At 29.9% G+C, this 19,848-nt stretch carries 8 protein-coding genes and 1 pseudogene; 8 read left to right on the forward strand and 1 reads right to left on the reverse strand.

The window, feature by feature from the left end; all coding sequences use genetic code 4:
• Positions 1–95 precede the first annotated feature (95 nt).
• The 7 genes and pseudogenes from NPA10_RS01800 to NPA10_RS01830 all read left to right on the forward strand — a co-directional run.
• A pseudogene (locus NPA10_RS01800) lies at positions 96–2,786 on the forward strand (OppA family ABC transporter substrate-binding lipoprotein); the annotation flags it as partial.
• A gap of 505 nt (positions 2,787–3,291) precedes the next feature.
• Positions 3,292–5,973, forward strand: a complete 2,682-nt coding sequence (locus NPA10_RS01805; RefSeq protein WP_256547825.1) for an OppA family ABC transporter substrate-binding lipoprotein — start codon at positions 3,292–3,294, stop codon at positions 5,971–5,973.
• 189 nt (positions 5,974–6,162) lie between these two features.
• Positions 6,163–7,239: an ABC transporter permease gene (locus tag NPA10_RS01810; protein WP_256547826.1), complete on the forward strand. Its 1,077-nt coding sequence runs from the start codon at positions 6,163–6,165 to the stop codon at positions 7,237–7,239.
• A gap of 7 nt (positions 7,240–7,246) precedes the next feature.
• Positions 7,247–8,425 (forward strand): ABC transporter permease, encoded by a 1,179-nt coding sequence (locus NPA10_RS01815; protein ID WP_256547827.1) that lies wholly within the window; start codon positions 7,247–7,249, stop codon positions 8,423–8,425.
• 186 nt (positions 8,426–8,611) lie between these two features.
• Entirely contained in the window at positions 8,612–9,682 is a 1,071-nt protein-coding gene (locus NPA10_RS01820; protein WP_256547861.1) for an ABC transporter ATP-binding protein, read from the forward strand.
• The gene (locus NPA10_RS01825) at positions 9,672–12,092 is read left to right on the forward strand and encodes an ATP-binding cassette domain-containing protein (RefSeq protein ID WP_256547828.1); all 2,421 of its coding nucleotides are present in this window, start codon (positions 9,672–9,674) and stop codon (positions 12,090–12,092) included. The genes NPA10_RS01820 and NPA10_RS01825 overlap by 11 nt, the downstream gene beginning before the upstream one ends.
• A 464-nt stretch (positions 12,093–12,556) precedes the next feature.
• Positions 12,557–15,190 (forward strand): OppA family ABC transporter substrate-binding lipoprotein, encoded by a 2,634-nt coding sequence (locus tag NPA10_RS01830; protein ID WP_256547829.1) that lies wholly within the window; start codon positions 12,557–12,559, stop codon positions 15,188–15,190.
• A gap of 144 nt (positions 15,191–15,334) precedes the next feature.
• Here NPA10_RS01830 and NPA10_RS01835 read toward each other — a convergent pair whose 3' ends face one another.
• Positions 15,335–16,405 (reverse strand): hypothetical protein, encoded by a 1,071-nt coding sequence (locus NPA10_RS01835; protein ID WP_256547830.1) that lies wholly within the window; start codon positions 16,403–16,405, stop codon positions 15,335–15,337.
• Between the two features lie 795 nt (positions 16,406–17,200).
• Here NPA10_RS01835 and NPA10_RS01840 point away from each other — a divergent pair.
• On the forward strand, positions 17,201–19,840 hold the full coding sequence (locus tag NPA10_RS01840; protein ID WP_256547831.1) for an OppA family ABC transporter substrate-binding lipoprotein: 2,640 nt from the start codon (positions 17,201–17,203) through the stop codon (positions 19,838–19,840).
• Positions 19,841–19,848 lie beyond the last annotated feature (8 nt).

A 19,848-nucleotide genomic window follows, 5' to 3' on the forward strand; every position in this document is an offset into this window, starting at 1 on the left:
TATTTTTATTATCTAACTATAAAACAATGTTTGTTTCTAAATAATTAACCACGAGGTTCGAAAAATATGAGACTGAATAATTCAAAAAAGCCACTAAAAGATTATTTGCTTTAGGACCAGTTTTTGCCATGACTACAGGGGCATTATTATCCGCTTGTTCTTCTACAACATTGCCCCATTTGCGGAATGAATTTTATTATAAAGTTAATTCTAATCCAGCTGAAGTCAAAACAAGAGCTTTTGACTGGGACTACACAAAAAGTGCTCAAAATAAAGCCTTTAGTAACATTACCCCGCATTTAATTGAATACAAATATTCTGGCCACTTTGGATTAGATGCTGAAGGAAAACCTACACCCCAAACTAATGCAAAATACAAAATTGCTTTTGCATTGGCTAAAGCAATTCATGTGACCACTGAAGGTGGTAAAGTAGAAGTATTTGATAGTGATGCGGTTGATGGTGTAGAACCAGATGGAATTCAAATTGGGATGATGAGAGAAACTTCTACCCAATCTAATTCAGTTAATAGTCCCGCTTTTTATGAAGCTTTAAGAAAAGCAACTAAAGTCCAATTTACTGTAAAAGAAGGTATTTACTGAGCCGATGGTAAGGGTGAAAAAACTTCATACCAACTAAAACCAGAAGATTTTTTCACTAAATATGCTCGAACAGTTATGCAAAATGTCGGATATCGTCATGCTCATGGTGGTTCCAAAGAAGCTGATGATCATGCGAATAATGTGACTTATCGAGAAAATTTAGAACCTAATACAAATCCATTTATTGCTTCAACTGATTTTGGTAACGAATATTTAATTTATCTTTTTGGCGTGGATGGAGCAAAACTAACTAAAAAAGACAGTTTTTTAACTACAGTTAGCAGCACTGGTGAACAAGCAGTGACCTTTGAAGCTTTAACTCCACAAGCTTCAACCAGCACAAGTGGAACTTCAAGTAACCCAAGTTCAACTCAAAGACAAGTATTTTTTGATACTTTTATGGATAAAATTATTCTTACAGGCAACTACTTTACTCCAGCGCCCACTGATTTTATTAAAGCCAACCAAAGCAGAAATCCGGCTAATGTATCAGGATTAGCAGCAGAAATTGGCTATTATTGATATGGCGCTAAATTTGAAGAAATGTTGTATGCTGGACCTTATTTTGTGACCGAATCAAACCAAAATCGATTTATTTACAAAATGAATCCGCATTATTTTGATCAAGAGTGAGTTAATGATGATAGTTCTGTACGTAGTGTGGTTTCTGAAAATGATGGAACTGATGCCACAAGTTTTCGAAGCCAAAATTTTGAATTATACAAAACCGGACAAACTCCTACGATTAGCTATAATAATTTATCACAAACTCAACAAGCCGAAGTTTTAAATAGTGTTAGAACTAATCCCGAATTATTTAATTTATCATATACAGTGACACCTGATTATAGTGGTTTTAACAGTTTAGCTGTTACGTGAAGACCAATTCTTTACGGAGATTATCAAAATCCACTTGTACAACGATCAGAATATGCTTTTAATGATGCTTTTGCACTATTAATGTATGATAACACCATTGCTGATATTGAGGCTGGAAAAGTTGCAACTTCTAGCAAACATTATTGAACTGGGGACGGATATATTTTCCGATCAATTCTTTCTTCCGCCTTTAACTATTACGCTTTTGCTACTGAAATTGGTAGTGAATTATCACATTGAAGCACTCTTGCTCGACCAGATACTCCGCTTGGTGGGTCTGATCAATCTACTACTGCTACATTTAAGCATTTATCTGATGATGTACGACAAACTGGTTTCTTCTTTTATGGCGGAGCAGATAACAAAACAAAATTTGAAAAAACTTTAGCAGCTGACCAAAAACATTCTGTAGACAATACCAATAATCAAGAAGTTAGATACCAAGCAAGTAATTATGAACAACTAAAAGCAGAAACAAAACGTTTATTGGATAAATTCTATGGGGTAACAACCGGTAATACAACTGGTACTGGTATTGCTAAATTAACAAATAATAAACATCAAAAAATTCAATTAACATTTAACACTCGTTCTTCTGCAACAACAGCTAACCGTAAATCAGCAACTGAAAATGCGGTTAAAGTTTTAAACAGTTTAGATCCCCGTCTTGATATTCGTGTTGCAGATTGAACCCAAGAACGATTTGATGCTTTAACTAATGCTAAAAGTCCGCACACATGGAACGGTTGAGGTTATGATGTAATTGCTTATGCGGGCTTCTTAGGAGCATTTTTATACCCTGAACGTCAGTATTCATGATTTACTTCTTTATTCCACTTTGCAGATGAAACTACTAGTTCATCAAGTGATGCAGGAGTTGCAGGTCCTCAAGAGAATTTTAAAGAAATTCGTAAATTAGCAAAAGCGTTTAAAGCTTCTGAGGTTGTTTTCTCTAAAGAAACTGGTGCAGAATCTAAAACTTGAGAAGAAATGAAAAACGGAACCAATAAAGATTGGTATGGTTTTCAAAATTTCATGCGAAAAGATGCTAATAGTAAATACAATCCAGCAGTAGCATTAACCCGATTTGCTTTAACTTATGCAAATAACTTATCTAACCAAGAATTGGCTGATTTAAACTACGAAATTACTTCATTAATGGGTTATGCTTTGAATGCAGCTAATGGATATCAAATCACTAGAAATGCAGTACCACGTTTAGTGAATCGTCATTATGAAATTCCTGTTGATGTAAATGGTGACAGATCATCATACCGGTATGTTCGCATTTTAAAAGACGCTTAATGGCAAAATAATTTTTTCCAATCCTTATTAATTATTATAAAAAACAAACTAAGACTGAATTCATTCTTAGTTTGTTTTTTGTTTTATTGATCTTAATATTGCTTGTGCACATTGTGTTTTCTCATGTAAAAAAAAAAAAAAACTTGATTTTTATGATATGATCAAGTATAAATTATTTTTTATAGTTCAAAAATTAAAATGTTCTTAATGAAATTTATTAAATTCTTGAAAATCCAAAATACTATGGCCACTGGCTATAGTGAGGTTTTGGTTTTGAAATTATTTAATGAGTTGAAATAGCATTTAACTTAAAAATAAAATTCTTGAAAAGTTATTTTTAAAAATCAATTAATTTTCGAAATTTGTAATTTCAAAACCTATTTATTTAATTTTTAGTTAAATAAATAGGTTTTTTTATTATTTTGTTGGCAATTTCTGCGTTTTTATTGTTGGGTCGTGACAAGGCAATTTTTGTTCTAAAAATTAATTAAGGGATTAAAAAAATATGAAATTAAATACTTCATCAAAAACCACTAAACGCCTATTTGCTTTAGGTCCAGTTTTTGCAATGACTACAGGCGCATTATTATCTGCTTGTTCTTCTCAAACATTGCCATATATGCGTAATGAATTTTATGTCAAGCAGAATTTGGCTGGTCAAAAAATTCAAATAAGAAATTTTCAATATGATTACACAAAAGACGCAGGAGGAAAAAATTTCAGCAATATTGCTCCTAATTTAATTGAATATCAATATTCCGGACAACCGAAACTGGATTCAACAGGTAAACCTGTAGAAGAAGCCAAAGCAACATATAAAATTGCTTTTGCATTGGCTGAAGCAATTTATGTCACAAAGAATGATGATACTGTTGTAGTGTTTGATGATGATTCAACAGATGGTAGTGAGCCTGATAATCTTCAAGTTGGAGTAATGAGACAAACTTCTAGTTCACCTAAATCATTGAATAGCTTGGCTTTTAAACAAGCTTTAAAAGATGCTAAAAAAGTTCAATTTACCTTAAAAAAAGACATTTATTGAACTAATTCTAAAGGTGAGAAAACTGAATATGAAGTTAAACTAGAAGATTTTTATACTAAATACATGCGAACAGTAATGTTGAATGCGCCTTATCGTCGTTCTCATGGTGGTTCTGAAAAAGCTGATGATTATGCTAATAATGTAACATATCAAAATAATTTACATCTTAGATCAAATCCATTTTTGACTTCTACAGACTATAGTAATGAATATCTGTTGGAATTGTTTGGGATTAATGCTGAAAAACTAACTAAAAAAGAAACTTTTTTAACTTCAGTTAAAGATACGAATCAACAAGCAATTACCTTTGAAGCATTAACAAGCACTAATAGTTCAGCTGGTAATGGTGAAAATAAAGTTCCGGTTTTTTTCGATAATTTTATTGAAAAAATTATTCTTGCTGGTAGTTATTTTACTCCAGCACCAACTGATTTTATTAAGGCAAATCAAAGTCGAAATCCCCAAGATGTAACAGATTTAGCAGCAGAAGTTGGTTATTATTGATACGGGGCTAATCCCCAAGATATGTTATATGCTGGACCATATATCTTGGATGAAGTCAGCGAAACCCGCTTGTCTTACAAAATGAATCCTTATTATTTTGACCAAAAATGAGTTCAAGATGATAATTCTGTGCGTAGCATTGTCTATGAATATGACAATAGTGAGGCCACAAGTTTTCGAAATCAAAATTTTGAATTATATAAAAGTCATCAAATTCCTAATATTTCTTTTAATTCTTTATCATCAACCCAACAAACTGAAGTTTTAAGTAGCATTAAAGATCATCCCGAATTGTTCAATGTATCTTATATTCAAGTTCCTGACTATAACGATATTGGTGCGGGAACTATCACATGAAGACCTAATCTTTATTCAAATTACCAAGATCCAAGTGTTAATAAATTAAATTATGAATTTAATGATGCGTTTGCATTATTAATGTATGGTGGAACAATTAAAGATATTGAAGCTGGCAAAATTTCAATGTCTAACCAACATTTTTGAACTGGGGACGGATATATTCTTCGATCAATTCTTTCCTCAGCCTTTAATTATTATGTTTTTACTAATGAAATTGGTAATCAACTTTCTCACTGGAATAGCCTTGCTCGACCAGATGCTCTGCTTGGTGGTAGCGATCAAGCCAATGCTTCAATTAAACATTTAGCCGATGATCCGCGTCAATTTGGTTTCTTCTTTTATGGAGGGGCTGATGGTAATCAAAAATTTGAAAAAACTTTAGAGCAAGATAGACAGCATTCTTTAGATCATACGAACAATCAAAAAATTGGATACCAATCAGCCAACTATGAGGCTTTAAAAACAGAAACTAAAAGATTATTAGATAAGTTTTATAACGAACAAAAATCTACAGAAGCTGGTTCTAATGGAAAATCAAAACTAGTTAATCCAAACGAAAAAATTCAAATAACTTTTAATTATCGTTACGTTAATACTTCAGCGAATCGTAAATTAGCTACTGAAAATGCAATTCAAGTTTTAACTAACTTAGATAATCGACTTGATGTTCGTGTGGGCGAGTGGACTCAAGAAAGATTTGATAGTTTACTTAATGGTAAAAGTCCACAAACAATAATTAGTTGAAATTATGATGTAAATTCTTACGCAGGATTTTTAGGAGCATTTTTATCTCCTTCTGGACCAATGTTATGATTTAGTTCCTTGTTTCATTTTGCTGATGATTCAACTTCTTCTGGAAAAGCTAATGGAACAGAAAAATTTAAAGCAATTCGCAAATTAGCAAAGGCTTTTAAAAATTCTGATATCGTTTTTTCTAAAACTCCTAATGCTGAAGCCAAATCTTGAGAAGAGATGAAAAAAGGCACTAATAAAGATTGATTTGATCCACTGAATTTTATGAAGAAAGATCAAAATAGTAAATACAATGCTTCATTGGCTTTATCCCGATTTGCTTTAAGTTATATAACTACTTTAAATAATCAAGAATTAGCTGACTTAAATTATGAAATCACTTCCTTGATGGGTTTTGCCTTAAATTCAAGTGATAGTTATCAAATTATTAGAAATGCAGTACCCCGATTAGTAAATCCCCATTATGAAATTCCAATCTCAGTTAATTCTGATAGTTTATCCCATCGGTATATTCGCATTATTAAATAAACTTTTGAATTATCCAAATCCTTGAATTTTAATCAAAAATTAACTAATTTTTAATTAAAATTGTGATTAAAGAGTAAAAAGATTTTTATTTATTAAAAAAACAAAATAAGTCTTAAATATAAAACAAGGCTTATTTTGTTTTAGTATATTACTAATATTTTATTTTCCACAAAAGAAAGGAGACTTGAAATGATTAATTACATTTTCAAAAGAATCGGTTTGTTAGTAGTCACCATCTTTTTTGCAATGTTAGTTGTTTATCTAATTCAAGCAACTTTTGGCCGCAATCCTTTCACTCAGGACGGTGCGATTACTCCACCTCGAGGTCAAAACCTGAGTGATCTTATTAGTAAGCAATTAACCGAAAACGGCTTTGATCGCGCACCGATTGTCCGGTTTTTTATTTATTTCAGTGGTTTATTTCACGGTAATTTAGGACGAGTTTATGTTGCTCAACTTAGAATTCCTGGAAGTATTTTTGAACCATTACGTTGAACTTTATTAATTACTTTTCCATCTTTTGTAATTAGTGCTATTTTTGGGGTGACTCTAGGCACAATTTCAGCTTATAAAAAAGGTAAATTAGTGGACCGTGTAATTAATGGGGTCACAACTTTTATCTCCGCAATTCCTACAGTGGTATTTGTTCCGTTAACTGTTGTATTTGCTTATAAATATGTGGGATTACCTTATTCTTTCATTAATCCACGCCCAGAAGCAGGAGTTGGTTTTGATCGAACTTTACTTTCATTAATTACCCCAATTTTTGTTTTCACTATAACTTCTTTATCTGGATACACTGTTATTACTCGTAATCAAATGGTACAAGTTTTAACTTCTAACCAAGTTTTGATTGCCCGAACAAAAGGCTTATCTCCTTTCGAAGTGTTTAAAAAACATGTTTTACGAAATGCTTCTTTACCAATTATGGACACAATTTTAAGATCCTTTTTTAGTTTACTTTATGGAACTGTTTTTCTTGAACGTTTCTTCGGAGTACCAGGTAGTGCCAGTGCCATCTTAGATGCGCAACAAAGTGGGGAAATAAACGTTATCATGTTTGTGCTATTGTTTTTTGGTACTTTATCACTAGGAGTGAGCATTTTAGTTGATGTTATTTTAACCATTTTTGACCCTCGAGTAAGATTGGGTCGAAAATCTCGTTGATCAGTTCGTTTTAAAATGGGGTTAGGTAGTTTACGACGTTGAGGATTTTTTCCTAAAAAAACTTTACCATCTTTAAAAGTTAATAAAATTAAAGGATAATATTGATATGGAACGAACAAAATTCAACCGCGAAGAGTTTAACCGAAAATATAATTTATTATCCCATGAAGTTAAATTACTAAATTTCAACAATCGGCAAAGTTTTAATGTCGGTTTGATTGGTAAACCTTCTAATTTTTACCGCGATTTTCAAAAACGGTTGTTTAAACAAAAAGTAACTTGAATGGCTTTAGCAGTTGTTATTGGAGTTATTTTAATGGCTTTTATTGTGCCTGTTTTATCACCTTTTTCAGCTGTACAACCTATTGATATAATTTCATTAACATGACTAAAAGATTTACCACCATGATATATTGATGTCAAAGAAAATACTTTTAATAGTGTGGATTTTGACATCATTCAAGGATATCATGATAATAGTGGATTAAATATTATTATTGATAAACTGCAAGTGGGAAATAGTTATGTTGTGACTTACAGACCTTATGAATTAATTGCAGCGATTAACGGAGCTACTGTTGCTAATGGTGGATCAGTTAACATCACAACTATATTAGGAACTGATTTATATGGTCGTGATTTATGATTATTATCATGACAAGGAACTAGAGATGCTTTACTTTTAGCTTTAGTTTATGCGGTCGCTACTTTTATTATTGGAACTTTTGTTGGTGCGATTCTTGGTTATCATGCAGGTAAATGAATTGACACCTTTTTCACCCGAGTTTTAGAAATTTTTGACTCCATTCCTTCATTTTTAATGATCATTATTTTGGTGGGAATTATGGGGCGCGATTTAGTTTCTCTAGGAATTATTTTAGTTTTAATTAACTGATCAGGACCAGTTTATGGTGCTCGGTTCTTTATGATGACAATTAAAGATCGTGATTTTTTAAATGCTTCTAAAACTGTTGGATCTTCTAAATTCCGAATTATTTTTTTCGAAGCATTACCACAAGTTTTAGGTAAATTATTAATGTCTTTCATGGGTAGTTTAGTTGTTGGTTTTACTATTTTAACTGGATTAGCATTCTTAGGAATTTTAGTTTCAGGACCAACTACATCACCAAACTTAGGACTAGTGTTAAATGATGGTCGACAACAAATTGATAATAATATTTGAGCAGTAATGCTTCCTTCTATTATTTTAATTTCTTTAACAGTTTCTTTGCGCTTATTATCTATTAATATCCATGATGCAATGGATCCTAAAATTAAAATTTAGGAACATTTTATGAATAAAAATCCTTCAAATAACAACGAATGATCTCGCTTAATTTTGCAAAATTCGAAAACAGTTTTATTAAAGTTGAAAACTGATTTTTCATTTAGAGCTTTAAGCAAAAAATACCAAGATTGATCATATAAAAAACGAATTATGAATGCGAATTTAATTGAGCCAACTTTTAAAATGAATGCTCAAAAATTTTCAGTTAATCCTGATCAAGTTTTAACAGTTCGTAATTTAAATATTTCTTTTTTAGCGCATAATACTAAACAATATATCCACATTATTCGAGGAGTGGATTTGGATATTCCAAGAGGTAAAATTGTTGGATTAGTGGGTGAATCAGGAAGTGGCAAAACAGTTACTTCTAAAGCTTTTTTAGGAGTGAATGATAATGCCATCTCCAGCGCTGATTTGGCGCAATTATCTGATGTCAACTTATTAAATTTCAAAAAAAATAAAGATTGATTATCAATTCGGGGTAAAAAAATTGGTTACATTCCTCAAGATCCTTTAACTGCTTTAAACCCAACTAGAACTGTGGGCAAACAATTATTAGACTGTTTAAAAAATGATCCGCGCTTCAAAACAACAGATGAAAAAATTAATTATTTAGTTGGTTTATTAGAAACTTTTGGAATTCACGATGCCCGTAAGGGTTTAAATGCTTATCCTGATACTTTTAGTGGGGGAATGCGTCAACGAGTGGTAATTGCCATGGTTGTTGCTTTAAATCCTGAATTAATTATTGCGGATGAGCCAACAACAGCTTTAGACCCAACAATTCAAGCTTCAGTTTTATCTTTGTTGGATACAATTCGAAAAAAATATAAAATTGCAATTATTTTTATTTCCCACAATATTTCTGTAGTAGCAAAATTCTGCGACTATATTTATGTGATGTATGCGGGAAAAGTGGTTGAACGCGGCACAAGAAAAGATATTTTTACCAACGCTTTACACCCGTATACTTGAGCCTTAATTAATTCAATTCCTGAAAATAAAGAAGAAAGACTATATACCATTAAAGGAACTCCACCTGATATGTTGAACTTACCAGCTGGCGATCCTTTTGCGCAGCGGAATGAATATGCTTTAGAATTGGATTTTGTTAAAGAACCCCCATTAATTCAGGTTAGTCAAACTCATGCTGCAGCAACTTGGTTATTACATCCCGATGCTCCAAAAATTGAATTAAATAGTAATTTAAAAGCTCGTTTAGAATCTTTTAGAAAGGTCTTCAATGAATCATAAAAAAATCATTTTACAAGTTGAAAATCTTTCTAAATTTTTTATTAATCGGTTTCAGGTTAAACATGCGGTTAATGATGTTAGTTTTAATGTTAAGGAACGAGAAATTGTTGGTTTAATTGGTGAATCTGGCAGTGGTAAAACTACGGTTGGCAGCTGTTTAGTTCGATTACATGATGATTATTCAGGATTTGTTTCTTTAGATGACAAAATTGTATCTGGACTAAAAATCAGTCGGGAACGAAACAAATTTTTGCGAAAAAATATGCAAATGATCTTTCAAGATCCGCATTCTTCATTGAATCCGCAAAAAAATGTTTTTGCAATTTTAAAAGAACCATTAGTTGTTAATGGTTTATTGAAAAATAGTGTCAAAGATATCTTGAAAGATTTACATGATGTTCAGTACGAGTATCGTTATGATTTTCAAACTAAATATTATGAAACCATTATTGACATTCTTGAAAATAACTTAAAATTATCGGCTAAAGGTTTAAATGGTTGAGAAGAAAAATTAACTAATTTAACTTTTGATGAATATGACAAAGTTGATGATGCTTTTAATGCTTATTATAGTTTTTATGAAAACAATAATAATTTAGAAGCTGAATCAATCGGTTATCAGTACGAAAAATACGAAGATTTATACCAGTTTTATTTTCAAAAACAAAAAGCCTTTCGCGATGACACTCCCCAATCTTTTAGCACCCATGTACATGCAGTGGATTTGGAAATTGAAACATTAAAAAAAGCTAATGATATTCTTAGTGAAGAATACTTGTTAAAACAAGCTAAAAAAGATTTAAGTGTATTTTCAAAAGAACTGAATGAAAGAATTTGAACCAACTTAAATTTATTGCAAGCATTTAGACATCAATTTAAATACCAAGCACAAATCAATTTTCAATCAGCTTTAGCAGCTTCTGATAAAAAAATTTGAGCTCAGCACCGTTTAATTTCAACGGTAAATAATATTTGCGCTAAAGCATTACAAATTAATTTAGGATGAGTTAAATTTTATTTAAAGCAAAATGATATTTTAGTGTACTCTGATACTAATCAAATTAAAGATTTTGCTAATTATTTAACTCAAGCTGCCAAAGATTTTATTGTTAATTTTAAACATGATTTAAATCCAGATGATCCTAATTTTAGCCGAAAATTCATTGAAAAAATTAAACATGATTTTCAATTAGAAACCGAAAAGTTTTATGAACATGCTAAATATGAACAAAATAAAGCTTTCAAAAAAATTAAAATTTTAAAAACAAAAATTAATAATTTAAAAACTTCATCATCCAAAACTGATTCTAAAGATTATTTAGCAAAATTGAATCAATTACTTGAAAAGCGAGTGGCTGCAGCTAGTTTGGATCAAACTGAATTCGAATCCATGTTAGAGAAATATAACATTGGTAAAAAAGAACGTTATACCAGATTAATTCAACTCGAAGAAGAATGAAAAACTAAAACTTTAGAAACCCAAGCCCGGATTCTTAAACTTTTTGATTTACGGCATAAAGAATTTTTAGTTTGAGCTAAACAAAAAATGACTGAAGAAAACTTTAATTCCAGTCAAATTGAAATTATTTTGGATGATTATAAATCTAAAGTAAATAAAAAACAAGAATCATTCACTAATTTTCAAATCGAAACTAAAATTTTAAAAAAGACTTTTGATGAAGTTAAATTTTTGTACGGTAGTCCAACCAAGACTTTGTATCGTTTTTTATTAAAACATTTTTTTAAAAATCATACTGAATTTAAAAAACATGAAACTTTAGTTAAAGTTATAAAAATTTTTGATAAATTACACCATAAATTTAAACTAAAAGTTTTAAGTCGCTCCATTTGTTCAGGCATTATTTTACGTAAAAAAATTTATAATGCTTTAGCTGATGTGGGTTTATTGCGCCAATTTGCTTACCGATATCCCCACGCTTTTTCGGGAGGACAACGCCAGCGAATTGTGATTGCTCGAGCTTTAATTACTGAACCAAAATTAATTGTTGCTGATGAGCCAATTGCCTCATTAGATATTTCTATTCAAGCCCAAATTGTTAACTTACTAAAAGAGTTGGGGATTAAAAAGAACATCGGAATTATTTTTATTGCCCATGATTTGTCAATGGTGGAATATATTGCTGATAAAATTTTGATTATGCATTTAGGTCGAATTGTGGAATATGGTCAAACCAAAAAAATTTATGAAAAACCATTGCATCCTTATACCAAAAATTTATTTGATGCAATTCCAAAAATGTCTAATGCAAACCAAGCATTTGTCAATTCACAAGTTGACACTGCTTATTTAAAAGAACAAAAATTTCCTAATATTGTTAACTATCAAGAAATTGAACCCGATCATTTCTTGTTTGGAACCGACGAACAAATTAAGCGTTGAACTAAATAATTTTTAATAACTTTTTTATTTTGTAATTAAAAATATTTTTTTATAACAAAAATTTAAATTTTTGTTATACTAGGCTAAATTATTTTTATTAATTTGAAAAATTAAATGTCTTATAACCGTTTAACCCTAGCCAAAATGAAGCAAAAACGTTTTTGATTAACTCTAATCAGAAATGATAGGTCTTGCATTTTTTTCTAGAAAATAAACGCATTTTTCAACTTTGAAAGTTTAAAACAAAACCTATTTTTTCGTTTCAGGAAAGAATAGGTTTTTTATTTTTAATTTTTTAAATTTTGTGACATTTACGCAAAATAATTATTAGTAATTTTCAGGAGGTTTATTTTTCAAATCTTTTCTCTTTTTCAAAAAAGAAAAAATAATTACATAACAAAACTAATAACAATTTTATTATTAAGTATTAATAAAAATTTTTATCACATTAAATTTATAAGAAATAACTCACAATGAAACCCAATTTTTCTAAAATTAAAAAAACATGATTAATACCATTGAGTTCAGTGTTATCCATGACAGCCGGAGTTTTAATGGCAGCATGTTCTTCACAACAACTCCCATATGCTAGAAAGGAAGTTTATTATAAAGATAATAAATCTACTTCTCAAATTCATAATAATCCTTTTACTTATGATTACACTGTTGACACTACTGTGACAGAGTATAGTGGATTAATCAGTAATAACCTAATTGAATATCAATATTCAGGAGAAACCAAAATGGATGTTGATGGCAAAATTATTGATAATCAATATAGTCGTTACAAAATTGGTTTTGATCTGGGAAGTGCAATTTATATCACTAAAAAAGATCAGACTGAACCAGAAGTTTTTGATAATGATGAAACTGATCATGAAGAAGATGATCTTATTTATGCGGGAGTTAAAAAATTATTATCAAATAATCCGCGCTCACTTAATAGCAAAAATTTTCGTGATGCTTTAAAAACCGCAACTAAATTACAAGTAGTTATTAGAGATAATGTTTACTGATCTGATGCTAAAGGTAATAAAACTAAATATAAAGTAACTGCAGAAGATTTTTATACTAAATATTTACGCACAGCTTTAACTGACACTACTTACCGTCGTTCTCATGGTGGATCTGAAAAAATTGATAATCAAATGATTAATGAAGTTTTTAAAAACCAACTAAATTCAGAAAACCGTTTTTCTACATCATCATTATTCACTAATGAATATTTAATAAGTTTATTTGATGTTGACGCTGATAAACTAAAAGACAAAAAACATTTCTTATCTAAAATCACTGATGCACAAGGTGTTAGTCAAGATGCGATAACTTTTGAAGCAAAATCTAATAACACTCAAGCTAATTTTGAAAATTTTACTGACAAAGTTCTGCTTAATACTGCTTTCTTTTCTGCTGCACCAACTGAATACATTCGGGATAATAATCCCCAAAAAAATCCTCAAGGTTTAACCCAAGAAGCAGCTGATAGTGGTTATTATTGATACGGTGCGAATATTTCTGACATGTTATCAGCTGGGAAATATTATGTAAGTCGATCTGATTTACAATTTAAAATTTATCAAAAAAACCCAAACTTTTATGATTCAGCATGGGTTAATGATCCAAAAACAATTGAAACCATTACCACAGAATATGATGGAAGCGATCGGTTAGCTTTTTATAATGCTGAATTCGCTTCTTATCAAGATGGAATTAGTTTCACTACGAATTTTCAAAATTTAACCGACCAACAAAAACTAAGTGTTCAACGCAATCCCGAAAAATTTAATTTAAATTACCGAAGAACACCAGATTATAACGATGTTGGAATTACAATTGGTTGACAACCCAATATCTACCCATCACCTAATCAAGGCAACACTCCAGTTAATTACAATTTCAATGATGCTTTTGCTTTAATGATGTGGGGAAAAACCATTAAAGAAATGGAAGCTGGTGATCAAGATTTAACTAAACATTATTGAGTTGGTGATGGATATCTTTTCCGTTCGATTCTTTCTCAAGCAATCAATTATTATGGTTTTACAACTGTAGCAGATAGCAGAAAAGTATTTTGAGGCGGATTAGCTCGACCAGATGGATTAATTAATGGTAAAGATGCTGAAACCAGTTCTAAAAAACGTTTAATTGATTTTGAAAATCAAAATGAGTTTTTCTTTTATAACGCTCAAGGTGAAAAAATTAGTAAAACACTAGCTCAAGATCAAGAACATTGACAAAAAAATCAAAACCAAAATAACATTGGCTTCCAAACTCCACAGTTTGAAAAATTAAAAGAAGAAATGAAGACATTATTAGCTAAATTTTATGGTGATAGTGGTTTAGCGAAAAAAATTACTGGTAATAAGAACCAAAAAATTGAAGTAACTTTTACTGAAGGATCACGATCAACTAGTGCTCAGCGCAGAAATGCTAATACAAATGCTTTAAATGTTTTAAATTCATTAGACCCAGAACATTTAAATTTTAAAATTGAGCCATTTGTTGAAGAATCACTGAATGTTTTCTTTTCTAACAAAAATGCAACCACCATTTTTGGTTGGGGATATGATCTAGATAGTTATGGTGGTTTTTTAGAATTAATCACTTATCCAAACCGAATTAATACTTTATTTAATTCAATGGCTATTTTTGCTGATGCCGATAAAAGCAGTGATAATGAGATCAAACAAAAAGCAACTCAATATCCAGAATTCACTAAATTTGCAACAAAATTTAGTAAATCTTCAGAAGTTTTCTCAATCAAAACAGAAGAAGAATCTATTAGTTTTGAGCAATTTAAAAATGCTAAAAACAAAGATTGAGCTAATTTAGGAACATTTATGAAAACAGGAAAAGGACAAAGTCAATATAACACTAATTTTGCTTTCACTAAATTTGCAGTTGATTATGCTCGAGAATTAACAAATGAAGAATCAGCTAAACTAAACCAGGAAATTAATTCATTACTTGGATTTGCTTTTCCCTCAGAAAACAGTTATTCGCATTTTAAAAACCCAACTGAAATTTTAATTAATCAAAAATACGTTTATCCAATTCAACCATACAGTGATAATTTATTATTAAACAAATTCATTAAATTGCGTTAGTTTTATTCATTATTTAAAATAATTAAAACCCGTTCATTGTCTTAAAAACAATGAACGGGTTTTTTATGAAATAAAATAAAAAAGTAAATTAAATTTTCTATAAAAGATTATTACATATATTTAATTATGGTCTTGAAATGTTTTTTAAGCAAAAGCTTTTAAATAAAAACTTTCTTTTATTTCTTTAGGACTAGATATTGCTATTGTTTCAGATGCTATTTTTTCTAATTTTAAAAAATTTCATCAATTTTCTAAAATCTTTCTAATTAATGATGTTTCTGATTTTGATGATCCAAACTTAATTAAATTATTTTTAAATTCTTTTAAATTAGAAAGCATGTCATATATTACTATTAACATTCCTTCACCAGGATTACCAAATAAATCTTTTAATTTTTCTGTATCCATGATGTAAATTCAATTAACCATATTAGTAACTGGGCGTCTACTTTTTGAAATTCTTGCTTCTATTTTTGATTTATCTGCTTCTAATTGGTTAATATAGTGATCAAAATATGAAATTATTCGATTTCTATTTTGATCATCTCTTAAGAATTTTTGAAGGGTAATTTCTGGTATTAATTTTCTAAGATCTTCAAAATTTCCTGCCATTGATTTCCCATAATTTCATGCTTGTCTACCTATTTCTTTAAGTTCAGCTTTTATTCTTAAAGCTTCAGATTCTATTCTTACATGATCTTCAGTTCTGTTAGGATATCTTTCCTCACTTGTTTTGTAATTATTATTGCTTCGACTAGGGCTGTTTCGACCGCCTTTTAAACTTCTGCTACTTCCACTACCCTTACCAATTCGATTACCGCCTTGGCCAAGACTATTGCCTCCTGAACCACCTCTGCTAACATTGCTGCCTCGAGCAGAACTGCTTCCACCAACTCTACCAAGATTACTTCCGCCGCTCCGACCAGAACTGCTTCAACCCGAACCACCTCTGCTAACATTGCCACCCCGACCAGAACCACTTCAGCCACCTCCGCCTCCGCCAATCCGACCAAGACCACTTTCACCACCTCTAGCAAGACTGCTAATATCAACTCCACCACCGCATTCTATTGAATTGTCACAATAAAGCAAGAGCGAGGTTTCAAAATGAGTTGATGACATTTTAGTTGAACCCCAATTATAAGCATTGGCAATATTCAAGGCTACAAAATTTCTTTTTTTATAAGTTGTTAAAGCTACAGATTCAGAATCCATATTTTTTTCTTTTTGAATTTAAATTAGTAAAATTTAAATCAATTGAATTCTGTTCTGAATTATCAAAATTACTACTTACATTTTTAATTAAACTAAAAGATGAAGTAACTAATGCAGTTCCAAAAATGAAAATGGAAAATTTTTTAAAAAAGAATATTTTTTCATACTTGTTCACCTAAAAAATAATTGTTTAAATATCTATGAAAAATTAATTAGATCCATTCAGGATTTAGTGATGAAACAAAATATATTGTTCTTGCACTAAAATAGTTATTTAAAAATTGATTTAACAATAAACGAATCTAATTAATACACTTATAAATTCATATTTTTTATTTATTTTAAAAATTTTTTCAATTTATTTAATTTAGTGTGGACAATTTTTATTGGTATTTCCTGAAAATAAAAGTGAAATTTTCGCAATTATTTCGCATAATTGTAAATCTATGTGATAACATCTTAATGATATAAAAGTTATTTTTTCACACCAAGAAAATCAGACTGATTCTTGTTAAAAATATCATAGAAACTATCATGATTTGATTCTTGTTTATGGAAAAAATATTTAGGTTTATGATTTTATTTTGAATGCAATAAAATAGTATTTGAATGATAGAAACTAAAGTTCATTCAACGAAATAAAAAACCTATTTATTCTATTAACACAAAAGAATAAATAGGTTTTTTATTTTTACAAACATTATTTTAAATTTATTTTTATCAAAATTTTATCAGCCTGTTTTTTAAGTCATCTAAATAAAAAAATTTAAATATTTATTAAAAACTGGAACAAATATGAGACTTAATTTCTCAAAATTAAAAAGACGTTGATTTTTACCATTAAGTTTTATTGCTACAACCTCAAGTGGGATTTTAATGGCAGCTTGTTCTGCTAATCCTTTACCTCATACAATAAATCAGATTTATCAAAAATCTAATATTAAATCAGGAGATCGTAAATTGTATGCTTTTGGAGAAGATGACACAATCAGCTCTGCAGTTGCAGCCGATTTTGAATTAAAGGGTTCCCGATTACTAGAATATGTTTATTCAGGTGAAACTAGATTAAATGGTAAAGGTGAAGTTATTGGTGATAATTACACTGATTTCAAAATTAGTTTGGGTTTGGCTGATGCTGTCTATGTAACTAAAAAGGATCAAACTCAACCAGAAGTTTTTGATACTGATGAAGTTGACGGAACACCAGAAATTGATTTAATTTATACTGGAGTCAGACGTTTAACATCAACTAATCCACGATCAGTTAACAGTAAACATTTTGCTGAAGCAATAAAAACAGCTACGAAACTACAATTTACCATTAAAGATGATGTTTATTGAATTGATGCGCAAGGAAATAAAACAGACTATAAAGTTACTGCTGAAGATTTTTATACTAAGTATTTGCGAACAGCTCTAACTGAAACTTCTTATCGCCGTGCCCACGGTGGATCAAAAGCTGCTGATGAAAAAGCAATTAACGAAGTTTATTTAAATAAGCTGCCGTCTTCTAACAGATTTTCTGAATTATCTAAATATAGTAATGAATACTTAATTAAATTATTTGATGTAGATTCAGAAAAACTAAAAGAAAAAAATACTTTTTTAACCAAAGTAACTGCGGGTAATGTTCAAAAAGATGCAGTAACAATGGAAACAGCTGCCAATGCAACAAGTTCTGATTGAACTAATTTTTTAACCAAAACAATTTTAACTGCGGGTTATTTCTCACCTGCACCAACTGAATACATCAAAGCTAATAATCAAAAAAATAATTTTGACGGTATTACAGGTATTGCCGCTGAAAGTGGTTATTATTGATATGGCGCTGATTATTCTAAAATGTTGTATAGTAGCCCTTATTATTTGAGTAAGAAAAATGATCAGTTTGACATCTATACTAAAAATCAATACTTTTATGATCAAGCTTGAGTGAATGATCCGAAAAGTGTTAATTTAATTACCTTGGAATATATTGGCACTGATCCAGCAACTTTTCGTGATGCTACATTTAATGATTTTAAAGATGAAACAGTTTATAACATTCGCTATTCTGCCTTAACTCAAAATCAGAGAAATGAAGTTAATAAAGAACCTGAAAAATTTAACTTAAATTATATTAAAACTCCTGATTACAATACAATTCCTACAGCTATTTTATGACAACCTAATCCTTATCCTGTCAATATTTCTCAAGATAGCAAAAAACATGGATATGCTTTTAATGATGCTTTTGCTTTAATGATGTGAGGTAAATCAACTAAGGATTTAGAAACTAAAGATCAAGATTTAACTAGTCATTATTGAGCAGGTGATGGTTATATTTTTCGAGCTATTTTATCTCAAGCAATTAATTATTATGCTTTTGTTAATGAAATTAATGACAACCAAACTTTTTGGGGTAGTTTAGCTCGTCCTGATGGTTTAATTGGAGGAACTGATGCAGAGACTTCTACACAAAAACATTTAACTGATTTTGAAAATCAAGAAGAATATTTCTTTTATGGATCTGATAACACTAAAATTAGTAAAACTTTAAAACAAGATCAGGATCACTGAGCTAATAACACCAATAACCAAAAGAAATCTTTTCAATCTGCTAATTTCGAACAATTAAAAACAGAAATGGAAAAATTATTAGATAAATTTTATAATACAGGTGGTTTAGGAAATAGTTTAACTGACAATAATAAAAAGATTGAAATGACTTTTTATGAAGGTAGTTTAAGTTTGTCAGCTAAAGAAAAAACCGCTGCTCAAAATGCAATTGAAGTACTAAATTCCTTGGATTCTAAAAATCGATTACATTTCAAAACAGAACCAATAACTTATGATATTTATAGCAATATATTTTTAACTAATAAATCTGCTAATACTTTTGCTGGTTGAGGTTATGATGTCAATACTTACGCAGGTTTTTTAGGTTTTTTCTTTTTTCTTAATGAAAGATTAACATTTGTACAATCATTGTCATATTTTGCTGATGATAGTAGCACATCTACTGATAGTGTGCTAAAACAAAGAGTAACTCAATATCCAGAATTTACCAAATTAGCTAAAAAATTTAAAGAATCTACTATTATTTTTTCTCAAACCGATGGAGCAAAATCCATTACTTTTGAACAATTTAAAAATGCTAAAAATAGTGATTTAACCAATCTTGCTAATTTTATGAAAGCTGATACAAATAGTAAATATGATGCTGGTTTTAGTTTTGCTAAATTTGCCCTTGATTATTTCAAAGGATTAACTAATGCTGATGCTGCTAAATTAAACCAAGAAATTAGTTCTTTAATAGGATTTTCTTTTAACAGTCGGGGTGGTTATACTCGAGAAAAAATTGCACTTCCTTTTTTATTAAATGGTCATTATATTAGTCCCAACATGGCTTATGGGAATGGTGCAGTTTACAACCGCTTCATTAAAGTTCGTTAAAAAAATTT

Source organism: Mycoplasmoides fastidiosum (genome assembly GCF_024498275.1).
Lineage (GTDB): Bacteria > Bacillota_I > Bacilli_A > Mycoplasmatales > Mycoplasmoidaceae > Mycoplasma_N > Mycoplasma_N fastidiosum.